This is a genomic window from Mesorhizobium sp. URHB0026, from assembly GCF_054059755.1.
This window is the reverse complement of the sequence record NZ_JBSSCN010000001.1, coordinates 2,465,203-2,485,553: the sequence shown is the minus strand read 5'-3', so window position 1 is coordinate 2,485,553 and position 20,351 is coordinate 2,465,203. Positions and strand designations below refer to the sequence as shown.

Below are 20,351 nucleotides of genomic sequence, written 5' to 3'. Positions count from 1 at the left end.
GCAGGTCCATTGTCTCGGGCGGGTTCGTGGGTGCTGTTTACCAGATGCGAAAACAGAAAACCCCGGCCGCCAACGACCGGGGTTTTGGTCCAGAAGAACCCTATCCGTCTATCGCCTGGCCAGCAGATCGCGGATTTCGGTCAAAAGCTGCACATCGGCCGGCGGTGGCGCGGCCGCTGGCGCGGGCTTCTCGCGCTCAAGCCGCCTGCGCAAATTGTTCACAGCCTTGACCATGAGGAAGATGATGAAGGCGAGGATAAGGAAGTTCAGCACCGCGGTAATAAAGCTGCCGTAGGCGAGCACGGCGCCGTGCGCCTTGGCATCAGCCAGCGTCGTAGCCTTGTTGTCCAAGGACAGGGGCAGGAAATAATTGTTGAAATCCAGTCCGCCGAAGATCGCACCGACAATCGGCATGATGACGTCGTCGACGAGTGACTTGACGATAGTGCCAAAGGAAGCGCCGATGATGACGCCAACGGCCAAGTCCATCACGTTGCCCTTGGAAATGAATTCCTGAAATTCTCTCAGCATTCGACCCTCCTGTCCCGACCGGCCGTGCTGCCGTTCCGTCCTTACGGCATCGCCCTAGGGGCACCATAACAAAAACCTTGGGTTGCACCATTGGCTAAAAGAGGAAAACAACCGCTTTCGCCCTACCCCGAGGGCAACCCCCCGGAAAATCGCCGCCGCATGCGCCGAAAGCCGCGATGGACTTGGCGCCCAAGCTGTGGTTGCGTCTAACCCGGCCAGGTGAAAATCGGCGCAGGGAGGATCTTGCCGGCGTGCAGGGCTTGTTCATCGTCATCATCGCGATCGCCTATGTGACGCTGCTGTTCGCCATCGCCAGCCTGGGCGACCGCCGCTCTGCCTTGTCAGGGCCCAGCCGGGCGCGACCTTTCATCTATTCGCTCAGCCTTGCCATTTATTGCACGTCCTGGACCTTCTTCGGCTCGGTCGGCCTTTCCTCGGAACGCGGCCTCGAGTTCCTCGGCATCTATACCGGCCCGGTGCTGGTGTTCGTGTTCGGCTTTCCCTTGCTCAACCGCATCGTGCGGCTGGCCAAGACCGAGAAGATCACCTCGGTCGCCGATTTCCTCGGCGCGCGTTACGGCAAGAGCTTCACCGTGGCCGCGATCGCCACGCTGATCGCCACGATCGGCGCCGTGCCCTATATCGCGCTGCAATTGAAGGCGATCTCCGGCTCGGTCAGCCTGATGGTCGAGCATTATACTGGGTCGCCGCCGTCCTTCGATCCGTTTGTCAGCGACATCTCGCTGGTTGTCGCCATGCTGCTTGCGCTGTTCGCGGTCCTGTTCGGCACGCGCCATGCCGATGCCACCGAACACCAGGACGGGCTGGTGCTGGCTGTGGCGGTCGAGACCGTGGTCAAGCTTGCCGCCTTCCTGGCCATCGGCCTCACGGTCACCTTCCTGATCTTCGGCGGCCCCGGCGACATGTTCGACCGGCTGGCCGAGAACGGCCAGGTGCGGCAGGCAATGGGCTATTCGACATCGCTGGCCACCTGGCTGGTGCTGACGTGCCTGAGCGGCTTTGCCATCATCCTTTTGCCGCGGCAGTTCTACGTCACTATCGTCGAGAACCGCAGCGAGGCCGAACTGCGCACCGCGACCTGGGTGTTCCCGCTGTATCTCGTGGCGATCAACCTGTTCGTGCTGCCGATCGCCTTTGCCGGCCTGACGCTGGTCGGCGCGAGGACGAGCAGCGACCTTTACGTGCTGTCGCTGCCGCTGTTCAGCGGCCACGATTTCCTGGCCATGACCGCCTTCATCGGCGGCTTGTCGGCGGCAACCGCCATGGTCATCGTCGAGAGCGTGGCGCTGTCGATCATGATCTCCAACGACCTGATCATCCCGCTGTTCGTGCGCCGGCTGTTGCGGACGACCACTTCCGAGAACGAGGATTGGTCGACGCTCATCCTCAACGTGCGGCGGGCGTCGATCTTCATCCTTTTGTTCATCGCCTTTCTCTACTATCGCGAGAGCACCAACAGCGCCCGGCTGTCCTCGATCGGCCTGATGTCCTTCGCGGCGATCGCGCAGTTCGCCCCTGCCCTGATCGGGGGGCTGATCTGGCGCGGCGCCAATGGCCGCGGTGCCGCACTCGGCATGGTCGCCGGCATCCTGGTCTGGGGCTACACGCTGCTGGTGCCGTCGCTCGTCGCGCCCGATACTGGCATCATCGTCCACGGACTGTTCGGCTTCGAGGCACTGCGGCCGCAGGCATTGTTCGGCACCGTCGCCGAGCCGCTGAACCACGGCGTGCTGTGGAGCCTGTCGGTCAACGCGCTGTTCTTCGTCTTCGGGTCACTGTCGCGCGCGTCGGTACCGCTGGAGCGCATCCAGGCCTCGATCTTCGTGCCACGCGAAGCCGGACCGATGCCGAGCCTGCGCCGCTTCCGCACCGCCATCACCGTCAACGACCTCAAGGATACGATCGCACGCTATCTCGGCGTCGAACGGACCGAGCGGTCGTTTCAATCTTTCGAGAAGAGCAACGGTACCTCGCTGCATGGCAACGAGCAGGCCAGCATGGACGTCATCCGCTTTTCCGAGCAGCTTTTGGCCAGCGCCGTCGGCTCCTCCTCGGCACGGTTGATCCTGTCGCTGCTGTTCCGGCGCCACGACCGCGAATCCCGCGACGCCTTCCGCCTGCTCGACGACGCCACGGAAGCGCTGCAGCACAACCGCGACCTGCTGCAGATCGCGCTCGACCAGATGGAGCAAGGCATTACCGTCTTCGACCGCGATTTCCGGCTGATCTGCTGGAACCGCCAGTACCGGGCGCTGTTCGACCTGCCCGACGAGATGGGCCAGGTCGGCGTTTCGCTCGACCAGATCCTTCGCCATCTGGCCGAACGCGGCGACATTCCCACCGACCAGCGCGTCACGATGCTCAACCGGCTGACCAGCTTCGTCAGCCCCTGGCAGATGGAGCTGAAGACCAGCGGCCGCATCCTCGAACTGCGCTCCAACCCGATGCCTGACGGCGGCATTGTCGCCACCTATGCCGACATTTCCGGCCGCGTCGAACAGGATCTCGCGCTGAAAAGTGCCAATGAATCACTGGAGCAGCGCGTCAAGACCCGCACCATCGAACTGACTGGGGTCAACGAGGAATTGACCCGGGTCAACGAGGAACTGGCGCAGGCCCAGATGCTCGCCGAAGAGGCCAATCTCGGCAAGACGCGCTTCCTTGCCGCCGCCGGTCACGACATCCTGCAGCCCTTGAACGCCGCCCGGCTCTATTGCTCCTCGCTGATCGAGAAGGCCGGCAAGGGTCCGGCCGGCAAGGCTGCCATCAACATCGAATCCTCGCTGGAATCGGTCGAGACCATTCTCGGCGCCGTGCTCGACATCTCGCGCCTCGATGCCGGCGCCATGAAGCCGGACGATACCGCCTTCAACCTCGACGGGCTGCTCAGCCAGATCGGCAATGACTTTCGACCGATGGCCGCAGCAAAGAAGCTCGAGCTGACCATCATAGCGTCCTCACTGACCGTGATGACGGACCGCAACCTGTTGCGCCGCCTGATCCAGAACCTGGTTTCCAATGCCATCAAGTACACGCGCCAGGGCCGCATCCTGGTCGGCGTGCGGCGGCGCGGCGAACTGGCGGAGATCCAGATCATCGACACCGGCATTGGCATCGCCGGTGACAAGCTGAACACCGTCTTCCATGAGTTCACCCGACTGGACGAAGGCGCACGCGAAGCAGAAGGTCTTGGTCTTGGCCTTTCGATCGTCGACCGCATCGCAAGGGTGTTGCGGGTTGAGATTCGTATCTTCTCCAACCCGGGCAAGGGCACGCGGTTTTCCGTCATCCTGCCGGTGGCGGCCGCGCAGGTGCCGCGACGCGAGGTCGAGACCAAGGCGCCTGCCCGCGCGACGGCTTCGCTCTCCGGCCTGAATGTGCTGTGCATCGACAATGACATCCGTATCCTCGAGGGCATGCGGCTGCTGCTCGAGGGCTGGGGCTGCAATGTAGCCACGGTGACCGGCTCGGAGGATCTGGAGAGGGCCGCGATCGACCGTCCGGACATCGTGCTTGCCGACTACCATCTCGACCGCGAAACCGGTCTCGACATCATTATCAGGCTGCGAGCCACTCACGGCGACGACCTGCCGGCCGTGCTGGTCACGGCCGACCGTTCCAATGAGGTACGAGCAGCCGCGGCAGGCCTGGACATCCCGATGATCAACAAGCCGTTGAAGCCGGCGGTGCTGCGTTCGATGATGGCCAGGTTCAGGCCGATGGTGCGGGCGGCGGAGTGACGTCGAAGCGCCAGGATCAGATTTGGTGCCCCAGGGTTTTGGGATAGGCGCGGAACATGTCGGCGAGCGCCTCGGAATAGGCCGATGCGGCGAGCCGAAGGTAAGTTCCAACTGAGCCAAGCAGCCGGCACTCAGCCCGCCGGCCGCAGCGGGTCGCTGCCTATCTTGGACAGCAGGATCACCGCCTGGGTGCGACTGTCGACGCCGAGTTTTTGCAATATGGCCGAGACGTGCGCCTTGATCGTCGCCTCGGAGACGCTGAGTTCATAAGCGATCTGCTTGTTGAGCAGGCCCTCGGCCAGCATGCCGAGCACCCGGGTCTGCTGTGGGGTCAACGTCTGCAATCGTTTGATCAGGTCCGATATTTCGGGATCGCGTTCGACACCGAGATCGACGCCGACAGGTGCCGCGATATCGCCGGCAAGCACCGACTGCACGGCGCCGCGGATTTCCTCCATGCTGGCCGACTTGGAGATGAAACCGGAGGCGCCGAGATCGAGCGCGCGCCGTATGGTCGCCGGGTCGTCATGCGCCGACACCACGACCAGCGGCACCGCCGGATGGATACCGCGCAACGAGATCAGGCCGGAGAGGCCGCTGGCGCCGGGCATCGACAGGTCGAGCAGCACCAGATCGACATCTTCATTGGCCACGACCAGCGCCTTGGCGCTTTCGAAATCACCTGCCTCATGGATGGCGGCGACATTGCCGATGCCGGCAAGCGCCTCGCGCAGCGCGCCGCGAAACAGCGGATGATCGTCGGCGATGACGAAAGAATAGCCTGACGGCAAATGTCCCTCCCCGAATCCCCGATTTACTGCTTTTCGCGGGATCAGTTGGACGATTATGAGAGGCTGCGCACTGGTTTCAAGCGGCAAAGCCAGCGCGCCGCGTTTTCCCTTGTCTATGGCGCTCAGGTCTTCTGCGAATTGAGCCGGCCGCCGTCGCCACTGTCCTTGTCCATATCCTTGACGATGCCCATGAAGCTCTTCAGGAAGCGCTCCATGTAGCTCATCGTCGTGTTGAAATCCTCCTCGCTCGGCAGTTTCGATTCGAGACGGGCGGAGAGCGAATTCTCCAGCTTGGTGACGCGCTCGTCCATCGCCTTCATCGAGGCCTGCAAGCGATCGACCTCGTCCTGGTAGGCGGCGCGTTCGTCGGCCGCCATCTTGCAGACGAGCTGGCCCGAACGCTCCTCGCAGATCGACATCGCGCCGGTCTGCGTATCCATGCGGATATAGCCGGTGGCCGACTTTTCCAGCCGGTAGCGGTCCGTTTCTTCCGAATAAGCTGAAGCCGCGACCAGTGAAACGAGCGCGGCGGGGATCAAGATGTGCTGCAGACGCATGTTGTCCTCCATGGCCAAGGCCTCAAATATCGCATGTTTGCGCCGGAAATGGGGAAGACCCTTGGCGTGGCCTTCCCCGCGCGACTGGTTCGGATTATAGCGCAACCATGTCACAGATTATCTACAAGATAACTCCGCAAGCGCCTTGGCGCGAGGCCGAAGCCAAAGGCCGCTTCACCGGAGCGCCGATCGACATCGCCGACGGCTTCATCCATTTTTCGACGGCGGCGCAGGCCAGGGAAACCGCGGCAAAGCGTTTCCAGGGCCAGACCGACCTTCTGCTGGTCGCCGTCGACGGAACCAGCCTGGGTGATGCGCTGAAATACGAGATCTCGCGCGGCGGCGCGCTGTTTCCGCATCTTTACGGCGTGCTCGACCTGAAAGCGGTGCTCTGGGTCAAGCCGCTGCCGCTTGGGGCCAACGGTACCCACCAGTTCCCGGTTCTGGAGGGGCTATGAGCGTGCTCGACCGGATCGGCCAGAAACTGCTGTTCACCTTCGATCCGGAAACCGCGCATGGCCTGTCGATCGCGGCACTGCGCTGCGGCCTGCCGGGCGGCGCGCGGACGGTACGCGATACAAGGCTGAAGGTCCGCCTTTGCGGTCTCGATTTCCCGAACCCACTTGGGATGGCGGCTGGCTACGACAAGAACGCCGAAGTACCCGACGCGCTGCTTGGCCTCGGCTTTGGCTTTGCCGAAGTCGGCACGGTGACGCCGCTGCCGCAGGCCGGCAACCCGAAGCCGCGCATCTTCCGGCTGACGTCGGATGAAGCAGTCATCAACCGGCTTGGCTTCAACAATGAGGGCCATGCGGCCGCCGAAAAACGGCTTGTGGCGCGAATCGGACGCGGCGGCATCGTCGGCGTCAACATTGGTGCCAACAAGGACAGCACCGACCGCGTCGGCGACTACGAGAGCGGCGTTTCTCGCTTTGCTGCTTATGCCAGCTATCTCGCCGTCAACATTTCCTCCCCCAACACACCAGGCTTGCGCACCATGCAGGCGCGCGAGCAACTCGGCGAATTGCTGTCGCGCGTCATGGCCGCGCGCACTGCAGCGTCCGCGCAGCCGCCGATTTTCCTCAAGATCGCGCCGGACCTGGCCGAGGCCGAGCTGGAAGATATCGCCGCCGAGGTCATCGAAAAGCAGATCGACGGCATCATCGTTTCCAACACAACCGTTTCCCGGCCGGTGCTGCGCGGCGACGATGCCGCGCGAGAGACAGGCGGGCTTTCGGGAAAGCCGCTATTCGAACGCTCGACCATCGTGCTGGCCAGGATGCGCAAGCTGCTCGGGCCCGAGATGGCGATCATCGGTGTCGGCGGTGTCAACTCAATGGAGACGGCTCTGGAGAAGATCCGTGCCGGCGCCGATCTCGTCCAGCTCTATACCGGCATGATTTATGGCGGACCGGCGCTGCCGGGCCGGATCGTCGCCGGGATGGCACGTTTTGCCGCGACGGAAAAACTCAGGTCGATGCGCGAGTTGCGCGACAGCCATCTCGACCGATGGACGTCGAAGCCGCTCAGTTGAACGCGGTTTGCATCCGCAGCCGCAAAATTGTCAGCAGGCTCAATCCCCGCACCAGCAGAAAGACGTGCAGCGCCGCCCACAGGCCGCGATTGCCGAAGGCGGGCGCCAACGTGATCAGCGCGGCGGCAAAGGCAAGGAATGACAAGAGCATCATGTTGCGCATGTCGCGCGACCAGGTCGCGCCGATGAAGACACCATCCATCTGGAAGGCGAGCACACCGCTCAGCGCGGTGAAAGCCGCCCAAGGCAGGTAGGTATCGGCCACGGCGCGGACCTCCTGCGCCGTCGTTACGACGGCGATCAGGTTGGTGCCGGCCATGAGCAGCACCAGCGTCGCGGCAGCGGCCAGACCAAGGCCCCAGAACAGGGTCAGCCGCACTGCCCGCCGGAAGGGCTGTTCGGCACGCGCGCCGACGGCACGGCCGGCGAGTTGTTCGGCGGCGGTAGCGAACCCGTCGAGGAAATAGCCGGCGACGAGAAAGAAGTTCATCAGCACCGCATTGGCGGCCAGAGTCACCGTGCCGAACTGCGCGCCCTGACGGGTGAACAGCGCGAAGGCGGCTAGCAGCGAGAACGAGCGGATCATGATGTCGCGGTTGAGCGACAGCATGCGCAGGAAGGCGCCCATATCGAGCAGGCGCTGCCGAGGCAAGGGCGGGGTGGATCGGAACCGGCGAACCACGATCGCGAGGCCAAGCAGCATGGCGAGCAATTCGCCGGTGACGGTTGCCCAGGCGACGCCGGAAACACCCCAGCCGAGCTCAAGGCCGAGCAGAAAGCACAGCGCGATGTTGGTGCCGTTCAGCACCAGTTGGAGGATCAAGCCGAGCCCGCCCTCGCCGCGCCCCAGCACGTAACCGAGGATGGCGTAGTTGATCAGGGAGAACGGGGCGGCAAGCAGCCTGATCCTGATGTAGACGCCCATCGCGTCGCTGACGCGCGGCCCGGCATCCATGAACCACCGGCCGCCAACGGCGATAAGCGGTGAAAGCGCTGCCAGCACGACGCCAGCGACGACCGCGATCAGCACGGCGCGCCAGAACACCGCCTGTTCCTCCAGCGCGTCGCCACGCCCAAAGGCCTGGGCGACTAGGCCGGTGGTGCCCGAGCGCAGGAAATTGAAGGTGGTGAAGACGACGTCGAAAGCCAGCGCGCCGGCGGCCAGGCCGCCAAGCAAGGCGGCGTCACCGAACTGGCCGACAACAGCCGTATCGACGAGGCCGAGCAGCGGCGTCGTCAGATAGGCGAGCGTCATCGGCACGGCGATGGCAAGCACCGACCGGTTGGTGACGGAAAATACTTTGGCGTCGGCTGGGATGGCGCCCTTGTCCAAAGGATTGCTGCCTTGCTGATTTGCGGCTTGATCGGGGAACCGATGTGCCCCATTTTCCGGCCACCGCGCAATCGCCCTTCCGCGGCGGCCAACCGAAATCCCGCTCTGGCGAAACCGTCCGACCCAGTTCATGCCCCTGCAGATCGTCCACCATCCCGACTACGACGCCGGCTTCGCGACCAGCCATCGCTTTCCGATGAGCAAATATCCGCTGCTGATGGAGACCCTGCGAGCACGCGGCCTGGCCGGAGCCGGGGCGCTCAACACAGCCGAACCCGCGCCTGCGTCGTGGCTTAAGCTCGCCCATGCGGCAGATTATGTCGAGCAGGTCATCAGTTGTTCGGTCCCGGAAAAAATCGAGCGCGAGATCGGCTTTCCGGTCGGCCCGCGCGTCTCGTTGCGCGCGCAGCTTGCCACCGGTGGCACGGTGGCGGCGGCGCGGCTTGCCTTGCGTCACGGTATCGCCTGCAACACCGCCGGCGGCAGCCATCATGCGCGGCGCGCGCAAGGCGCCGGCTTCTGCACTTTCAACGACGTCGCCGTCGCCTCGCTGGTCCTGCTTGAAGAGGGCGCGGCACACAATATCCTGGTGGTCGATCTCGACGTGCACCAGGGCGACGGCACGGCGGATATTCTGGGCGACGAGCCACGCGTGTTCACCTTCTCCATGCATGGCGAGCGGAACTACCCCGTGCGTAAGATCGCCTCCGACCTTGACGTTGCCCTGCCCGACGGCACGGGCGACGCCGCCTATGTCGAAAGGCTCGATTCCATCCTGCCGGAGCTGTCGGCCGGGGCGCGTTGGGACATCGTCTTCTACAATGCGGGCGTCGACGTCCATGCCGAGGACCGGCTCGGCAGGCTGTCGCTTTCCGACAAGGGCCTGCGCGCCCGCGACAGGATGGTCGTCGGCCATTTCCGGGCGCTCGGCATTCCCGTGTGCGGTGTCATCGGCGGCGGCTATTCCATCGATGTGCCGGCACTTGCCGCGCGCCACGCCGTCCTGTTCGAGGTCGCATCGGGCTATGCCTGAAGGTCACTTCCGGTAGTTGGCGATCCTGAGCAGGATGAAGGCCGGCACCACGATCGCGGCACCGAGCAGGATGTAGCCGAGGAAGCGGTCAATGGCGTGGAAGCCGAGATCCCATAGATCAATGAAGAACTTCTGGATGCCGTAGAACACGTCCATCGGCGACCAACCGAAAGCGTTCATGACCAGGCCGACGAGAAAGGATACCACCAGCAGCTTCAGAATAATCCTGAGCGGCGAGTCACCGAGAAAGCGCGTCAGTGCGGACAAGGCCGTCTCCCGATTGAGATGCCCGGACTCACGGGCACCGCGCAGAGATACGTGCTTGGCGGCCATCCATCAAGCCGCAGGGGCCGGTGCGGGGGAATTGATAAGCCGCGATCAGATGTTGGGCGCCATCGGGAGTCCCAACCGCTCAAGCGCTAGGCCGTGTGGCTTCCGGAAGGCCGCAATTCTTAAATACAGGTAAACAGTTTCAATTTAATTTGTTGAAAACAAAGCACAAAATCGTCATTCTCCAGTTTTGCGCAATGTGCGTGCAATTTTCGCTTGCGAGATATCGGGCGTCTTTCAGGTGACGGACCGCACGGCGCTCTGCCCCGCCACAGCCGGTTAAATCCGGTCGCCGGAACCGCGCAGCCATCCCTGAAAGACGCCGATCGGAGCCTAACCGCCGAAGGGTCAGGCTTCACAACAGTTAACCAGCGTGTCGGACACCGATGCGCGTCCGTGTTGGAGTAATGTAGTGTCCCCTCAAGCAAAGATCGTCCTGACGGCGAGTGCCATCGCCCTTTGTCTTCTCCGTCCGGCGACGGCCGCCGACCTTTCCCCCACCTACAATGATCCCCCCGCCTTCCAGTGGAGCGGCGCCTATGTCGGCATCCACGGCGGTACGGCCTTCACGAGGATGCCGAACCCGTTCGCCGGTCGAAACGGCTTCAGCGGCGGCGTCCAGGCCGGCTACAACCAGCAGATGGGCTCGGCGGTTCTCGGCGCCGAGATCGAAGGCTCCTATCTAGGCGGCGCCGAACACGATGTCCGGGGCGGCAAGATCAAGGGAAAATGGCGCGGAGCGGCCAAGGCGAAGGCCGGCGTGAGTTTCGACCAGACCCTGCTGTTCGGAACCGGCGGCGTGGCCATGACCAAGTTCGACAAGGGTGACGGCGTAAGGAGCAGCGACGACTGGAAGATGGGTTACCTCGTCGGCGCCGGCATCGAGCAGGGCTTCGCCGGCGGCCTCTCGGCCAAGGTCGAGTACGACTATGTCCGCACCCCCGGGGTGGAAACGAAATCGGCGCTTGGCGGATCCAAGGAGACGATCGGCAGCCATGAGTTGAAAGCCGGCATCGACTACCGGTTCTAAACAGCAGGCGACCGACCTCGATCGCGCGATGGCCCCAACGGCATCGCGCGGTCTTGTTGTTGATGTCCGGACGCTGACGTTTCCTCGATGCAAGGAGCATTCCATGCTTGTCGCAATGTCGATGTAATGTTCGCAATCTAGGTTTCTTGCGTGAATTTTCACCATGGGAACAGCAATGTCCACGCATCGCCCCGGCCTACGGACGACCAAGCTATTGTTCATTGCGATCGCACTCGCCTTGGCGGGCTGCGCCTCCGACATCATGAAGAACTATGTCGGACGACCGGTCGAATCGGTCGTTCTGGATTACGGTCCGCCAACGGCGGTCATCGACCTCGGCCAGGGAGAGCGCGCCTATCAGTGGCGCCAGGTCTCGACGTCCGCGGTTTCCGGAACGTCCAGCGGTGAGGTTCGCCACACAAAACATGGAACCATCTATGAAGAGACCGACACGCCCGGCTATATCGAGCGTCAGGAATGCTTCTACACATTTTATGCCCGCGCTTCCGGCGACCGCTGGTTCATCACCAATTTCCGCCGGCCAAAGCTGGAATGCGAATGAACGGCGGCGCCGCAAATCCTGTGGCGGCGGGTGAAGGAGAACGCCGATGCGCGTCCTGCTGATCGAGGACGAACCGGAAATGGCGTCCGTGCTGAAGGCCGCTCTGGAGCGTCTGGACATCATCGTCGATCATGCCGCTACCTTGGCCGACGCCGAGGCGGTGGCTCGTCTGGGCCATCACGACGCCGTGGTGTTGGATCGCCGGCTGCCGGATGGCGACGGCCTCAGCCTGATCCCGCGCCTGCGTGCCTTGCATCTGGATGTGCCTGTCATCGCGCTGACGGCGATGAGCGGGTTGGACGACCGGGTTGCCGGGCTCGATGCCGGCGCCGACGATTACATGGTCAAGCCCTTCGCCACGGTGGAACTCGTCGCGCGGCTCCATGCCCTGCACCGGCGCTCGTTCGCCTCGCGCGCCAACCAGACGAGGGTTGGCCGCCTCACCTATGATTTCCGCCATCGCGAGGCGCTGGTCGCGGATCAGACGCTCGATTTGCCACGGCGTGAAAGGCTGGTACTTGAAACGCTTATCCGCCGGCCGGGCCGGACCATCATGCGCGGCGCACTCGAGGAGGCCGTCTACGCCCTGGACGACGAGATCGGCTCGAATGCGCTCGACGCGCACGTCTCGCGGCTGCGCCGCAAACTCGAAGACGTCGCGGCCGGCATCGAGATCCGGGCGATCCGCAACCTTGGTTACCTCCTGCGGGCGGCGTCGTGAAGAAGGTGCGCCCGCGCTCGCTGCAATGGATCCTGATCCGCCGGCTGATCCTGCTGCAGGCCGCGACGCTGCTCCTCTTCATCGTGCTTTGCGCGGCAGCCCTTTGGATCGCCAATCCGAGCCTGCTCATCGACAACGAGGCTGCCGTCGCGGCCGTCAAGGATGCCGTCGAACGCGACAAGGACGGCGGCCTGATTGTGCGTGAAACGGAAGATCTTGCGGCGTTTCGCCGGAGCTTCCCCAATGTCTGGTACATCGTTCGCGACGATCACGGGCAGAGCGTCCGTTCCGGCACGATACCGGATGTCTACACCAAGGACTTCGGCGGCCTACTCGGCGAGGCAGACCACGCCACGATCGGATTCTCCGACAAGGACATGCGGCCGGAAGCCTATACCGAAAACGCTTCGACCAGGGCCGGCGCGGTCCGGATCATCGCCGCGACGCAGTCCTCGCGCCAGGAGACCGACGGGCTCGAGATCAACATTTCGGCCACGGTGGAGGTCGCCCGATATCCGGACGGCAGCAGGAATTGGGAGCGCGCGCTGCCGGCGCTTGCGCTCGTCGTCGCGATCCTGCTGTTGCCCATCGTCCTCGTCATGGGCGCGATCACGCTGGTGACGACACCGGCCGTCGTGCGCCGCTCCTTTGCCGGCCTGGTCGAAACCGTCCCCCAAGCTGCCCGCATCGATATCGGCACCCGCGCGATGCAGTTGCCGGTCAAGCACGTGCCGCAGGAAATCGCGCCGCTGGTGCATGCCTTCAACGATGCTTTGGCCCGCCTCGCGCAGGGGTACGACCGGCACAACCGTTTCCTCACCGACGCGGCCCACGAATTGCGCACGCCGATCGCCATCCTGCGCACCCGCGCCGAGTTGCTGCGGCAGGAGCCGCAAAGCGCGCGGCTGCTGCATGACATCGAGCGCCTGTCGCACCTTGCGCAGCAACTGCTCGACCATCAATTGCTCGACCGCCCATCGGACCAGCGCGAGATTGTCGATCTCGATGATCTGGTCAGACGGGTGGCGGCCGACTTCGCGCCGCTCGCCATCGAGGCCGGCTACGACCTTGCCTTCGAGCCTTCGCCCGACAAGACACGCGTCGAAGTCAACGTGCTGCAGATCGAGCGGGCGCTCGCCAACCTCGTGCGCAATGCCATCGAGCATGGCGGCGGCGCCGGCACCATCACGCTTGCGATCGACAGGAGTGGCGGCATCGAAGTGCGCGACGACGGCCCGGGCATTCCCGTGGATGAGCGGGAGAATGTCTTCGAGCCCTTCTATCGCCTGCATCCGCAGTCGCGCGGTGCGGGGTTGGGGCTGGACCTCGCCCGGCAGATCGCTCTGCTGCACGAGGGAACAATCCGGATCCTGGCGGGCTCATGGCGCGGTGCCCGCATCCGCATGGAACTGCCGGTTCGTTCGTGACACGTGCCACCGGCGGCGCCAAAAGCGTGGCGGCCGCGCGACCCCCTAGCTACCTGTTTTCTGTTTTCTAACCAATTGCCGCTATTGCCATTCCAAAGCGGGGAGCCAGGCTTTGGTGGGAACGGGAAAAATCGGCGCGCACCGCGCACCCATGTTGTCGGTCGTCGTGCCTTGCTACAATGAGCGCGACGGCGTGGCGGAGCTTCATCGACGCGTCAGCGCGGCATGCCTCGAGCAAAGCCTCTCCTACGAGGTCGTTCTCGTCATCGATGGAGCGACCGACGGCACCCGTGAGGCCATTTTCGAACTGGCCGAAAAGGACGACCATGTGGTCGCCATCGACCTTGCCCGCAACTACGGCCATCAGATCGCCTTGAGCGCTGGGCTGGAATTCTGCCGCGGCCAACGCATCCTCATTCTCGACGCCGACCTCCAGGATCCGCCCGAACTGCTTGGCGCGATGATGGCGAAGATGGATGAAGGCTTTGACGTCGTCTACGGCCAAAGGGTGAAACGGGAGGGCGAAAGCTGGTTCAAGCTGGCCTCCGCCTCGATGTTCTACCGCCTGCTCGGCCGGATGGTCGATGTCGAGATCGCGCCGGACTCCGGAGATTTCCGGCTGATGAGCCGCCGCGCGCTGGACCATCTTGTCGCGATGCCCGAACGCTACAGGTTCATTCGCGGCATGGTGAGCTGGATCGGGCTGAGGCAGGTCGCCTTCCCCTATGAACGGCAGCGGCGCTTTGCCGGCGCCACGCACTACCCGTTGAAGAAGATGGTTCTTCTGGCGGTCGACGCAATGACCAGCTTTTCGATCGTGCCTTTGCGCTTCGCTTCGCTGCTGGGCATGATGTTCGGCCTGCTCGGCCTGGTCGTGCTTGGCTATACGCTGTTCGAATGGTCTATCGGCAATGTTCTGCCGGGCTGGACGAGCCTTGCCGCGATCATGCTTATCCTGGGCAGCGTCCAACTTCTGGTGCTGGGCATTTTCGGCGAGTATCTCGGCCGCATGTACATGGAGACGAAGCGGCGACCGCTTTATTTCGTCAACGAGATCGTTTCACGAAGCCAGGCGGCGGGCGAGGACCAGGACCTGCCAGTCCACCGCCTCCAGGAAATAGTGAAACGGGCGGCGCGTCGTTGAGGCAAGGGTCGACCGTGGGTAACGGGAACGCCATGGGCAGGATATGGTCGGCTGTTCCGGCCGGCTTTTCAAGAATGCTGCGGTTTGGCGCGGTCGGGCTGCTCAACACGGCTCTGGGCTATTGTCTTATCCTGGCTGGGCTGAAGCTGGGCCTGGGCGACATCGCCGCCAACATGACCGGCTATGCCGGCGGCCTTGTCCTTGGCTTCTTCCTCAACCGCCGCTGGACCTTCGGCCGTGCGGGCGGTTTTCGCTCCGGCACGGCCGTGCGGTATGCGCTTGCCTTCGTTGTGGCTTATACCGCAAATCTGACGATAGTGGTCGCCGCCATGTCCGCCGGCATCGTCGAAAATCCGTTTGTCCATCTGGCGGGAAACTGCCTCTATTCGGTCCTCTTCTATCTCGGCTCGGCCCGTTTCGTCTTCGTCGGCGCGGCAAAGGACACTGTCTTGATCGCGATCGACATGAAATCCCCTGGAGCGGCGACATGAACAAGGTCGAGGCAATCGTTCCGGTGTTCTCGCCGCTCGAGGACGCACAGCGCGCCAGGCTGATATTCTGCCTGATCGGCGCGGGTGTCATGGCGACGGTTCTGGCAACCTTTGCCAGCGCAACCCTGCAGGACCCCGACAGCTGGTGGCATGTCAAAGTGGGGCTGGATTTCCTGGCAAACGGAACGCTTCCGACCGTCGACACCTATTCCTACACCTTTGCCGGCCAACCGTGGATCGCCAAGGAATGGCTGGGGCAGGTTCTGCTGGCCCTTGCCTACAGCGCGGGCGGCTGGAACGGCGTCGTCACGCTGATCATCGGCACGATCTGTCTCGCGGTCTTCCTGTCGGGATGGTTCCTCAGCGCGCATCTGAAACCGGTCCTGGCCGTAGCGCTGGCATTCGTCGCGGCATTCCTGATCAGCCCGATCTATACGGCGCGCCCGCACGTCTTCACCTTGCCGATCATCGTCGTCTGGACGACGATGCTGTTTCGTGCCGCGCGGGACGAGAAGGCCCCGCCGCTCTGGCTGCTCGGTCTGGTCGTATTGTGGGCGAACCTGCATGCCACGTTCACCCTGAGCTTCATCATCGCTGGCTTCGCCGGCCTCGATCTCCTGGCGCGCACCGGCCTGTCGAAACCCGCACTTTTGGCGAAGTGGGTGGCGTTTGGCCTGCTCTGTCCGTTGGTCAGCCTGATAAACCCTTATGGCGTGCAGGCCATCCTGGCCACGCTCACCGTCGCCTATGGCAATGAGGCGGTGCCGCTGATCCTGGAGTGGCGGCCGTTCAATGCCCAGGAACAGGTCCTCCAGGAAGCCGCGACACTGCTGGCCTTTTTCGGGCTTCTGACATCGAGGCTACGGATCGGCTGGGCCAAGGCGTTGTTCATCGTCTTCACCTTGCACGTCTACCTTTCGCATCTGCGGTTCGTCTATCTGTTCTTCCTGCTTGTTCCCCTGGTGGTCGCGGTCGAGGTCGCGCGCCAATATCCCACCCTGTCCGCAAGCGCCTGGCTGAATGAAGGGCGCGACGGACTGGAAAAATTCTTCGCCAGCCGGTTCCGTCTGCTCTGCGGCGCGACGGCGGTGTCGCTGGTCGTTGCGATCCTTGTGCTAAACAATGCCTACCAGGTCGCGCCGAGCCCGAAGACATCAGCCAGCGGCGCTCTTGCGTTCGCCAGGAATCACCACCTCGCAGGCAATGTGCTGAATTCCTACAATTTCGGCGGCACACTGATTTTCCACGACATCAAGACCTATGTCGACGGCAGGACGGACCAGCTGTTCCTGGGCGGGTTCACGAAAGCGGATGAGGCGATGGGGCAGCCCGGGGGAAAACCACTGCTCGAGGCCCAGTTGAAGAAATACGCGATCGGCTGGGCACTGCTTACAGCCGTGGATACTCGCATCCCCTTCTTCGCCGAGTTGGGCTGGAAGCGGGCCTATGCCGATGACTATGCCGTGATCTACCTGCCGGCAACCTGATCGGCCGCATCCTAACCGGCTTCGCGGGCGTTCAAAGCACGGCGTTCCGGCTTGACACTCATGTTGCAGTGCAGCAAAATCGTTTTGCAGAGGAGAGCCTGTGAACCCCACGCGTCACGATTTTTCGCACAATCAGGGCATCGGCGCATGAGCGGCGTGGCATGCTTCGCACGAGATCGGCGGGCGGCGAGCCGCGGACTGTCCGAATGAACTACAGGCGCGACATCGACGGCCTACGGGCCGTTGCGGTGCTACCCGTGGTGCTCTTTCATTTTGGCGTGTCCGCCATCCCAGGGGGGTTTACCGGCGTCGATATTTTCTTTGTCATATCGGGCTATCTGATCAGCGGCAGCTTGCTGGATGATCTCGAGCGCGGCCAGTTTTCGATCGGCCGCTTCTACTGGCGCCGTGCACGGCGCATCCTGCCGGCGCTGACCTTCGTCATCCTGCTTGCAAGCATCGCGGCATGGTTCATCCTCCTGCCGTCGGACCTGCACGAATTCAGCCTCAGCGTGATCGCTGCCTCGACCTTCTGGTCGAACATCTATTTCTGGAAGACGACGAACTATTTTTCGATCGACGCCGAACTGCGGCCGCTGCTGCACACATGGTCGCTTTCGGTCGAGGAACAGTACTACATCTTCGCGCCGATCCTGGTTTATCTGATCTACCGCTATGCCTCGAAGCGCTGGCTGACGATACTTCTGCCCATCACCATCGGCAGTTTTGCCCTGGCGGTGATGGCGACCACGCTGGCGCCGACCGCCGGCTTTTACCTGCTGCCGACACGCATCTGGGAGCTGGCGCTGGGCGCCATGCTGATGCTGAAAAGGCCGCCGCCACTTGCCAGCCGGCCGGCGACGGAACTGATTGGCCTGGCCGGCTTTGCACTGCTTGGCTTCGGCTTCCTGACGATTTCGGAGAGCGACCCATTTCCGGGCTATAATGCCCTGTTTCCCTGCGTCGGAACGGCCCTGCTGATCTATGCGGGCCAGAACCATGCGAACCGACCCGAGCCCCTCGCCACACGTGTGCTTCAGTTCGCCCCGATGGTCTGGATCGGCCTCATCTCCTATTCGCTCTACCTTGTTCACTGGCCGATCAACTCCTTCGTCCACTACCTCTCGCTGAAAGCCATCTCGGTGCCGATGATCGTCGCTATGACGGTGGCCAGCGTCGCCCTGGCGACCTTCTCATGGAAGTATGTCGAGCAGCCTTTCCGGCAGAAGCGGGCCCTCACCGCCCCGCTGCCGATCTTCGCCTTTTCGGCGACGGCGATCGCCCTGCTGTGCGTCGGCGGCCTGGCCGGTGTGCTGGGCAAGGGCTTTCCGCAGCGGTTCCCGGATTTCTCGACGCAACGGATCCTGGTGGGCGACTGGCGCAACGGTGTCTGCTTCAATGAGGGTGCAAGCCGGATCGAGGATTGGAACCTTGCCGACTGCACGCGCACGCACGGCTTTGCCACCAATGTGCTGCTGTGGGGCGATTCCTTCGCGGCTCACTACGTATCGGGCCTGGAAGCCAACGCGCAGAAAATCCAGGCCAACGTCGTCCAATATACCTATGCCGGCTGCCCACCCAACCTGAGCTATTTTTCCTATGCCCGGCCGGCCTGCACCCGCTTCAACGAACGGGCGCTGTCGATCATCCGTGATGCCAACATCCAGGCGGTGATCCTGAGCGGTCGATGGACCGACTACCAGGCCAGGGGCTTCGACGGACTTCAGATGACGATCGACCGGCTGCGCGCCATGGGTGTCAAGGTCTATGTCATCGGCCAGTCTCCGGAGTTCATCGCCGACGTCCAGAAGATCGCTTTCTTTGCAAGACACGAAGGCGCCGCGAATACATCCTGGCCGATGGCCATGGATCCCGACATCAACAAGCAGGTGCAACTCTTTGCCAACGGCGCGACCTTCATCGACCCGCTCACCTATCTGTGCGACGCCACCGGTTGCTCCTATGCGGATGCCGGCAGCAAGCAGTTTCTCTATTTCGACTATGGCCATTTCTCTTCCGCCGGCGCGACGCTGGCCATCTCGAAATACTGGCCGAGCTTCGCCGCCGGCGGCGAAGTCGCAAAGGCCAGGGAACCAAGGCCGACCCTCACCGGTGAGCTGGCGAAGCCCGCCTTGTGAGGCCGGTTTGCGATTGCCCGAAGCCATGCCGTCATGGTAACGAGGCTGCAGCGCGGGTATGATGTAATGGTAGCCTGTCAGCTTCCCAAGCTGAACGCGCGGGTTCGATTCCCGCTACCCGCTCCAGCTTGCGCTGCAAGGGCTCGAAGTAGATTCACAACCGCTTGCAGCGCTTTCCGACAGCCGGGCTGCTCATCCGGCTTCGAAAGCAGAATGTCTTTGACGGCAGCGATGGCGGTTTTATCTTCGGTCATGGTCATGGTGGCGTTCCTTCGCGGGAATCAGGTGACGTTGAACATCACCAGCCTGCCATGACCGCCCTCTCTCAGCGAATTTGCAGAACTCTCAGCACACTACCATTTTTTCCGACGGCCCGGCATGCGGACTATTCTATTCGCAATGGTCGTGCGCTGCTGTTCATGGGTAGCGGCTTTTGTCCGGCGGCCGAACTGGTGATCGCGGGCGCCGGCGATTGACCAAGAGCCACACCGACCCGGTCGGTGTGGCTGGCTTGCGGGCACTGGGCAATTGAGCGCCCAGGGTAAAGCGAGGGAGCGACTATGAAGAAGATTTACCAGAAGCCTGTTTGGAATAAGCGCGAACGTCTTTCCGCCTCGACGGCCGGGCCGACCTCCTCACTATCCCCATCGAAAGCTTAGAGGCCCGCTGGCTCACGCGCGGGCGTCTGCTTTTTTAAAGGGGACATCAGGCGTTGCCCGCCTTGATCCTCGTCAGGTGCTCTCTTGCTTCGCTGACACGGCGCTGGGCGACTCTCATCGTGTCGCAGAGGGCAAGATCGATGCCCACGCCATAGCGCTTATCCATTATCCGCTCGAGACGTTTCAGTTCGGATTCAGCTTGGCTCACACTTAGCCTGGCCTTAGCTAGTTCCAGTTCGAAATGCACATCCATTGTGTCGGGTCCGTCGTAGCCCTTCCATTAGGAAATACTTATTTTCCGCTTTGGTTCCTTGCCAGCCCGCGAGTTCAAAGAAGGCGCCGGCGACACGCGCCAGCGGCCTTAGCCCGCACTGTGTCGTTCCAGCACACGCGCTCTGGCAGCAGTCTTGCAGGCTCATTTCATCTGGGAGAAGATGAAATGGCTCTATCCAAGCAGTTGCTCGACCAAAACCTAACCTTTCAGTGTCCAAGCTGCAAAACCCCACTGGTCAGGAAAGGCTCCTGGGTCAAGTCCGTAACGACTTTCACCTGTAAGCGATGCGGTCAAAGGGTACGGCTGTCTTACAGCGAGAAGCTTGAGATTTTCAGGTTGGCTGCCGGGCCGTGCGGCACCGGAACCTAACGTCGCGTTGTCTTCTTTGCTCGTGCGTTTGAACGACGCCGCTCGGCCACGATGTTCCGGAACTATTTTAGCTTTAACTAATTGAACCGCGATGGGAGAACAAATCGCGGGGAGCTCGGATGCCGCAGTATCGGGTCGAGGTCATGGCCGCCGGATCGGCTATGTCATCGAGCATAGTC

19 protein-coding genes and 1 tRNA gene are annotated in these 20,351 nt (G+C 62.8%); 14 read left to right on the top strand and 6 right to left on the bottom strand.

What is annotated here, in order from left to right; genetic code table 11:
* Positions 1-108: 108 nt before the first annotated feature.
* Entirely contained in the window at positions 109-531 is a 423-nt protein-coding gene (gene mscL / locus ACVWWD_RS12390; protein ID WP_023770987.1) for a large conductance mechanosensitive channel protein MscL, read from the bottom strand.
* A 251-nt stretch (positions 532-782) separates the two neighbouring features.
* On the opposite strand from mscL, the gene ACVWWD_RS12385 reads away from it, so the two are divergent.
* Positions 783-4,292, top strand: coding sequence for a PAS domain-containing hybrid sensor histidine kinase/response regulator (locus ACVWWD_RS12385; RefSeq protein WP_352547292.1), 3,510 nt, complete (start codon positions 783-785; stop codon positions 4,290-4,292).
* 131 nt (positions 4,293-4,423) lie between these two features.
* On the opposite strand, the gene ACVWWD_RS12380 is transcribed toward ACVWWD_RS12385, so the two are convergent.
* Together ACVWWD_RS12380 and ACVWWD_RS12375 are read right to left on the bottom strand one after the other, a co-directional pair.
* Complete coding sequence (locus ACVWWD_RS12380; RefSeq protein ID WP_023770989.1) at positions 4,424-5,083, bottom strand: response regulator transcription factor; 660 nt, start codon at positions 5,081-5,083, stop codon at positions 4,424-4,426.
* Between the two features lie 122 nt (positions 5,084-5,205).
* On the bottom strand, positions 5,206-5,640 hold the full coding sequence (locus ACVWWD_RS12375; protein WP_023770990.1) for a hypothetical protein: 435 nt from the start codon (positions 5,638-5,640) through the stop codon (positions 5,206-5,208).
* Between the two features lie 107 nt (positions 5,641-5,747).
* Between ACVWWD_RS12375 and ACVWWD_RS12370 the strand changes: the two genes are divergently transcribed.
* Both ACVWWD_RS12370 and ACVWWD_RS12365 read left to right on the top strand, forming a co-directional pair.
* Positions 5,748-6,098 carry a DUF952 domain-containing protein gene (locus ACVWWD_RS12370; protein ID WP_352547245.1) on the top strand — a complete coding sequence of 117 codons (351 nt, stop codon included), beginning with the start codon at positions 5,748-5,750 and terminating at the stop codon, positions 6,096-6,098.
* Entirely contained in the window at positions 6,095-7,174 is a 1,080-nt protein-coding gene (locus tag ACVWWD_RS12365; RefSeq protein ID WP_023770992.1) for a quinone-dependent dihydroorotate dehydrogenase, read from the top strand. The genes ACVWWD_RS12370 and ACVWWD_RS12365 overlap by 4 nt, the downstream gene beginning before the upstream one ends.
* Here the strand turns inward: ACVWWD_RS12365 and ACVWWD_RS12360 are convergent.
* Positions 7,167-8,507 (bottom strand): MATE family efflux transporter, encoded by a 1,341-nt coding sequence (locus ACVWWD_RS12360; RefSeq protein ID WP_352547243.1) that lies wholly within the window; start codon positions 8,505-8,507, stop codon positions 7,167-7,169. The two genes, ACVWWD_RS12365 and ACVWWD_RS12360, sit on opposite strands and share 8 nt — an antisense overlap.
* Before the next feature lie 130 nt (positions 8,508-8,637).
* On the opposite strand from ACVWWD_RS12360, the gene ACVWWD_RS12355 reads away from it, so the two are divergent.
* Positions 8,638-9,540 carry a histone deacetylase family protein gene (locus tag ACVWWD_RS12355; RefSeq protein WP_023782186.1) on the top strand — a complete coding sequence of 301 codons (903 nt, stop codon included), beginning with the start codon at positions 8,638-8,640 and terminating at the stop codon, positions 9,538-9,540.
* A 3-nt stretch (positions 9,541-9,543) separates the two neighbouring features.
* On the opposite strand, the gene ACVWWD_RS12350 is transcribed toward ACVWWD_RS12355, so the two are convergent.
* The gene (locus ACVWWD_RS12350) at positions 9,544-9,807 is read right to left on the bottom strand and encodes a DUF6460 domain-containing protein (RefSeq protein ID WP_352547242.1); all 264 of its coding nucleotides are present in this window, start codon (positions 9,805-9,807) and stop codon (positions 9,544-9,546) included.
* Positions 9,808-10,282: 475 nt separating this feature from the next.
* On the opposite strand from ACVWWD_RS12350, the gene ACVWWD_RS12345 reads away from it, so the two are divergent.
* The 10 genes from ACVWWD_RS12345 to ACVWWD_RS12300 all read left to right on the top strand — a co-directional run bounded on the left by ACVWWD_RS12345 (position 10,283) and on the right by ACVWWD_RS12300 (position 19,346).
* A complete protein-coding gene (locus ACVWWD_RS12345) occupies positions 10,283-10,900 on the top strand; it encodes an outer membrane protein (protein ID WP_352547241.1) in 618 nt (205 codons plus the stop codon).
* A gap of 175 nt (positions 10,901-11,075) precedes the next feature.
* Positions 11,076-11,462 carry a hypothetical protein gene (locus ACVWWD_RS12340; RefSeq protein WP_023782188.1) on the top strand — a complete coding sequence of 129 codons (387 nt, stop codon included), beginning with the start codon at positions 11,076-11,078 and terminating at the stop codon, positions 11,460-11,462.
* 46 nt (positions 11,463-11,508) lie between these two features.
* Positions 11,509-12,183, top strand: coding sequence for a response regulator transcription factor (locus tag ACVWWD_RS12335; protein WP_023770998.1), 675 nt, complete (start codon positions 11,509-11,511; stop codon positions 12,181-12,183).
* Complete coding sequence (locus ACVWWD_RS12330; protein ID WP_352547240.1) at positions 12,180-13,610, top strand: sensor histidine kinase; 1,431 nt, start codon at positions 12,180-12,182, stop codon at positions 13,608-13,610. The genes ACVWWD_RS12335 and ACVWWD_RS12330 overlap by 4 nt, the downstream gene beginning before the upstream one ends.
* Positions 13,611-13,725: 115 nt before the next feature.
* The gene (locus ACVWWD_RS12325) at positions 13,726-14,754 is read left to right on the top strand and encodes a glycosyltransferase family 2 protein (protein ID WP_023782190.1); all 1,029 of its coding nucleotides are present in this window, start codon (positions 13,726-13,728) and stop codon (positions 14,752-14,754) included.
* A 74-nt stretch (positions 14,755-14,828) separates the two neighbouring features.
* Positions 14,829-15,245 carry a GtrA family protein gene (locus ACVWWD_RS12320; RefSeq protein WP_352547239.1) on the top strand — a complete coding sequence of 139 codons (417 nt, stop codon included), beginning with the start codon at positions 14,829-14,831 and terminating at the stop codon, positions 15,243-15,245.
* On the top strand, positions 15,242-16,732 hold the full coding sequence (locus ACVWWD_RS12315) for a hypothetical protein (RefSeq protein ID WP_352547237.1): 1,491 nt from the start codon (positions 15,242-15,244) through the stop codon (positions 16,730-16,732). The genes ACVWWD_RS12320 and ACVWWD_RS12315 overlap by 4 nt, the downstream gene beginning before the upstream one ends.
* Positions 16,733-16,938: 206 nt before the next feature.
* Positions 16,939-18,870 (top strand): acyltransferase family protein, encoded by a 1,932-nt coding sequence (locus ACVWWD_RS12310; protein ID WP_352547235.1) that lies wholly within the window; start codon positions 16,939-16,941, stop codon positions 18,868-18,870.
* A gap of 52 nt (positions 18,871-18,922) precedes the next feature.
* Positions 18,923-18,996: transfer RNA gene (locus ACVWWD_RS12305), tRNA-Gly, on the top strand.
* A 38-nt stretch (positions 18,997-19,034) separates the two neighbouring features.
* A complete protein-coding gene (locus tag ACVWWD_RS12300) occupies positions 19,035-19,346 on the top strand; it encodes a hypothetical protein (RefSeq protein WP_352547233.1) in 312 nt (103 codons plus the stop codon).
* A 229-nt stretch (positions 19,347-19,575) separates the two neighbouring features.
* Here the strand turns inward: ACVWWD_RS12300 and ACVWWD_RS12295 are convergent, their stop codons facing one another.
* Positions 19,576-19,782: a hypothetical protein gene (locus ACVWWD_RS12295; RefSeq protein ID WP_352547232.1), complete on the bottom strand. Its 207-nt coding sequence runs from the start codon at positions 19,780-19,782 to the stop codon at positions 19,576-19,578.
* Positions 19,783-20,351 lie beyond the last annotated feature (569 nt).

What these genes read in the sequence shown, in the direction of transcription:
- ACVWWD_RS12310 (WP_352547235.1), top strand. Translation starts at nt 16,939, where the DNA reads ATGAACTACAGGCGCGACATCGACGGCCTACGGGCCGTTGCGGTGCTA.
- ACVWWD_RS12295 (WP_352547232.1), bottom strand. Translation starts at nt 19,782, where the DNA reads ATGGATGTGCATTTCGAACTGGAACTAGCTAAGGCCAGGCTAAGTGTG.
- ACVWWD_RS12355 (WP_023782186.1), top strand. Translation starts at nt 8,638, where the DNA reads ATGCCCCTGCAGATCGTCCACCATCCCGACTACGACGCCGGCTTCGCG.
- ACVWWD_RS12365 (WP_023770992.1), top strand. Translation starts at nt 6,095, where the DNA reads ATGAGCGTGCTCGACCGGATCGGCCAGAAACTGCTGTTCACCTTCGAT.
- ACVWWD_RS12340 (WP_023782188.1), top strand. Translation starts at nt 11,076, where the DNA reads ATGTCCACGCATCGCCCCGGCCTACGGACGACCAAGCTATTGTTCATT.
- ACVWWD_RS12335 (WP_023770998.1), top strand. Translation starts at nt 11,509, where the DNA reads ATGCGCGTCCTGCTGATCGAGGACGAACCGGAAATGGCGTCCGTGCTG.
- ACVWWD_RS12370 (WP_352547245.1), top strand. Translation starts at nt 5,748, where the DNA reads ATGTCACAGATTATCTACAAGATAACTCCGCAAGCGCCTTGGCGCGAG.
- ACVWWD_RS12320 (WP_352547239.1), top strand. Translation starts at nt 14,829, where the DNA reads ATGCTGCGGTTTGGCGCGGTCGGGCTGCTCAACACGGCTCTGGGCTAT.
- mscL (WP_023770987.1), bottom strand. Translation starts at nt 531, where the DNA reads ATGCTGAGAGAATTTCAGGAATTCATTTCCAAGGGCAACGTGATGGAC.
- ACVWWD_RS12315 (WP_352547237.1), top strand. Translation starts at nt 15,242, where the DNA reads ATGAACAAGGTCGAGGCAATCGTTCCGGTGTTCTCGCCGCTCGAGGAC.
- ACVWWD_RS12375 (WP_023770990.1), bottom strand. Translation starts at nt 5,640, where the DNA reads ATGCGTCTGCAGCACATCTTGATCCCCGCCGCGCTCGTTTCACTGGTC.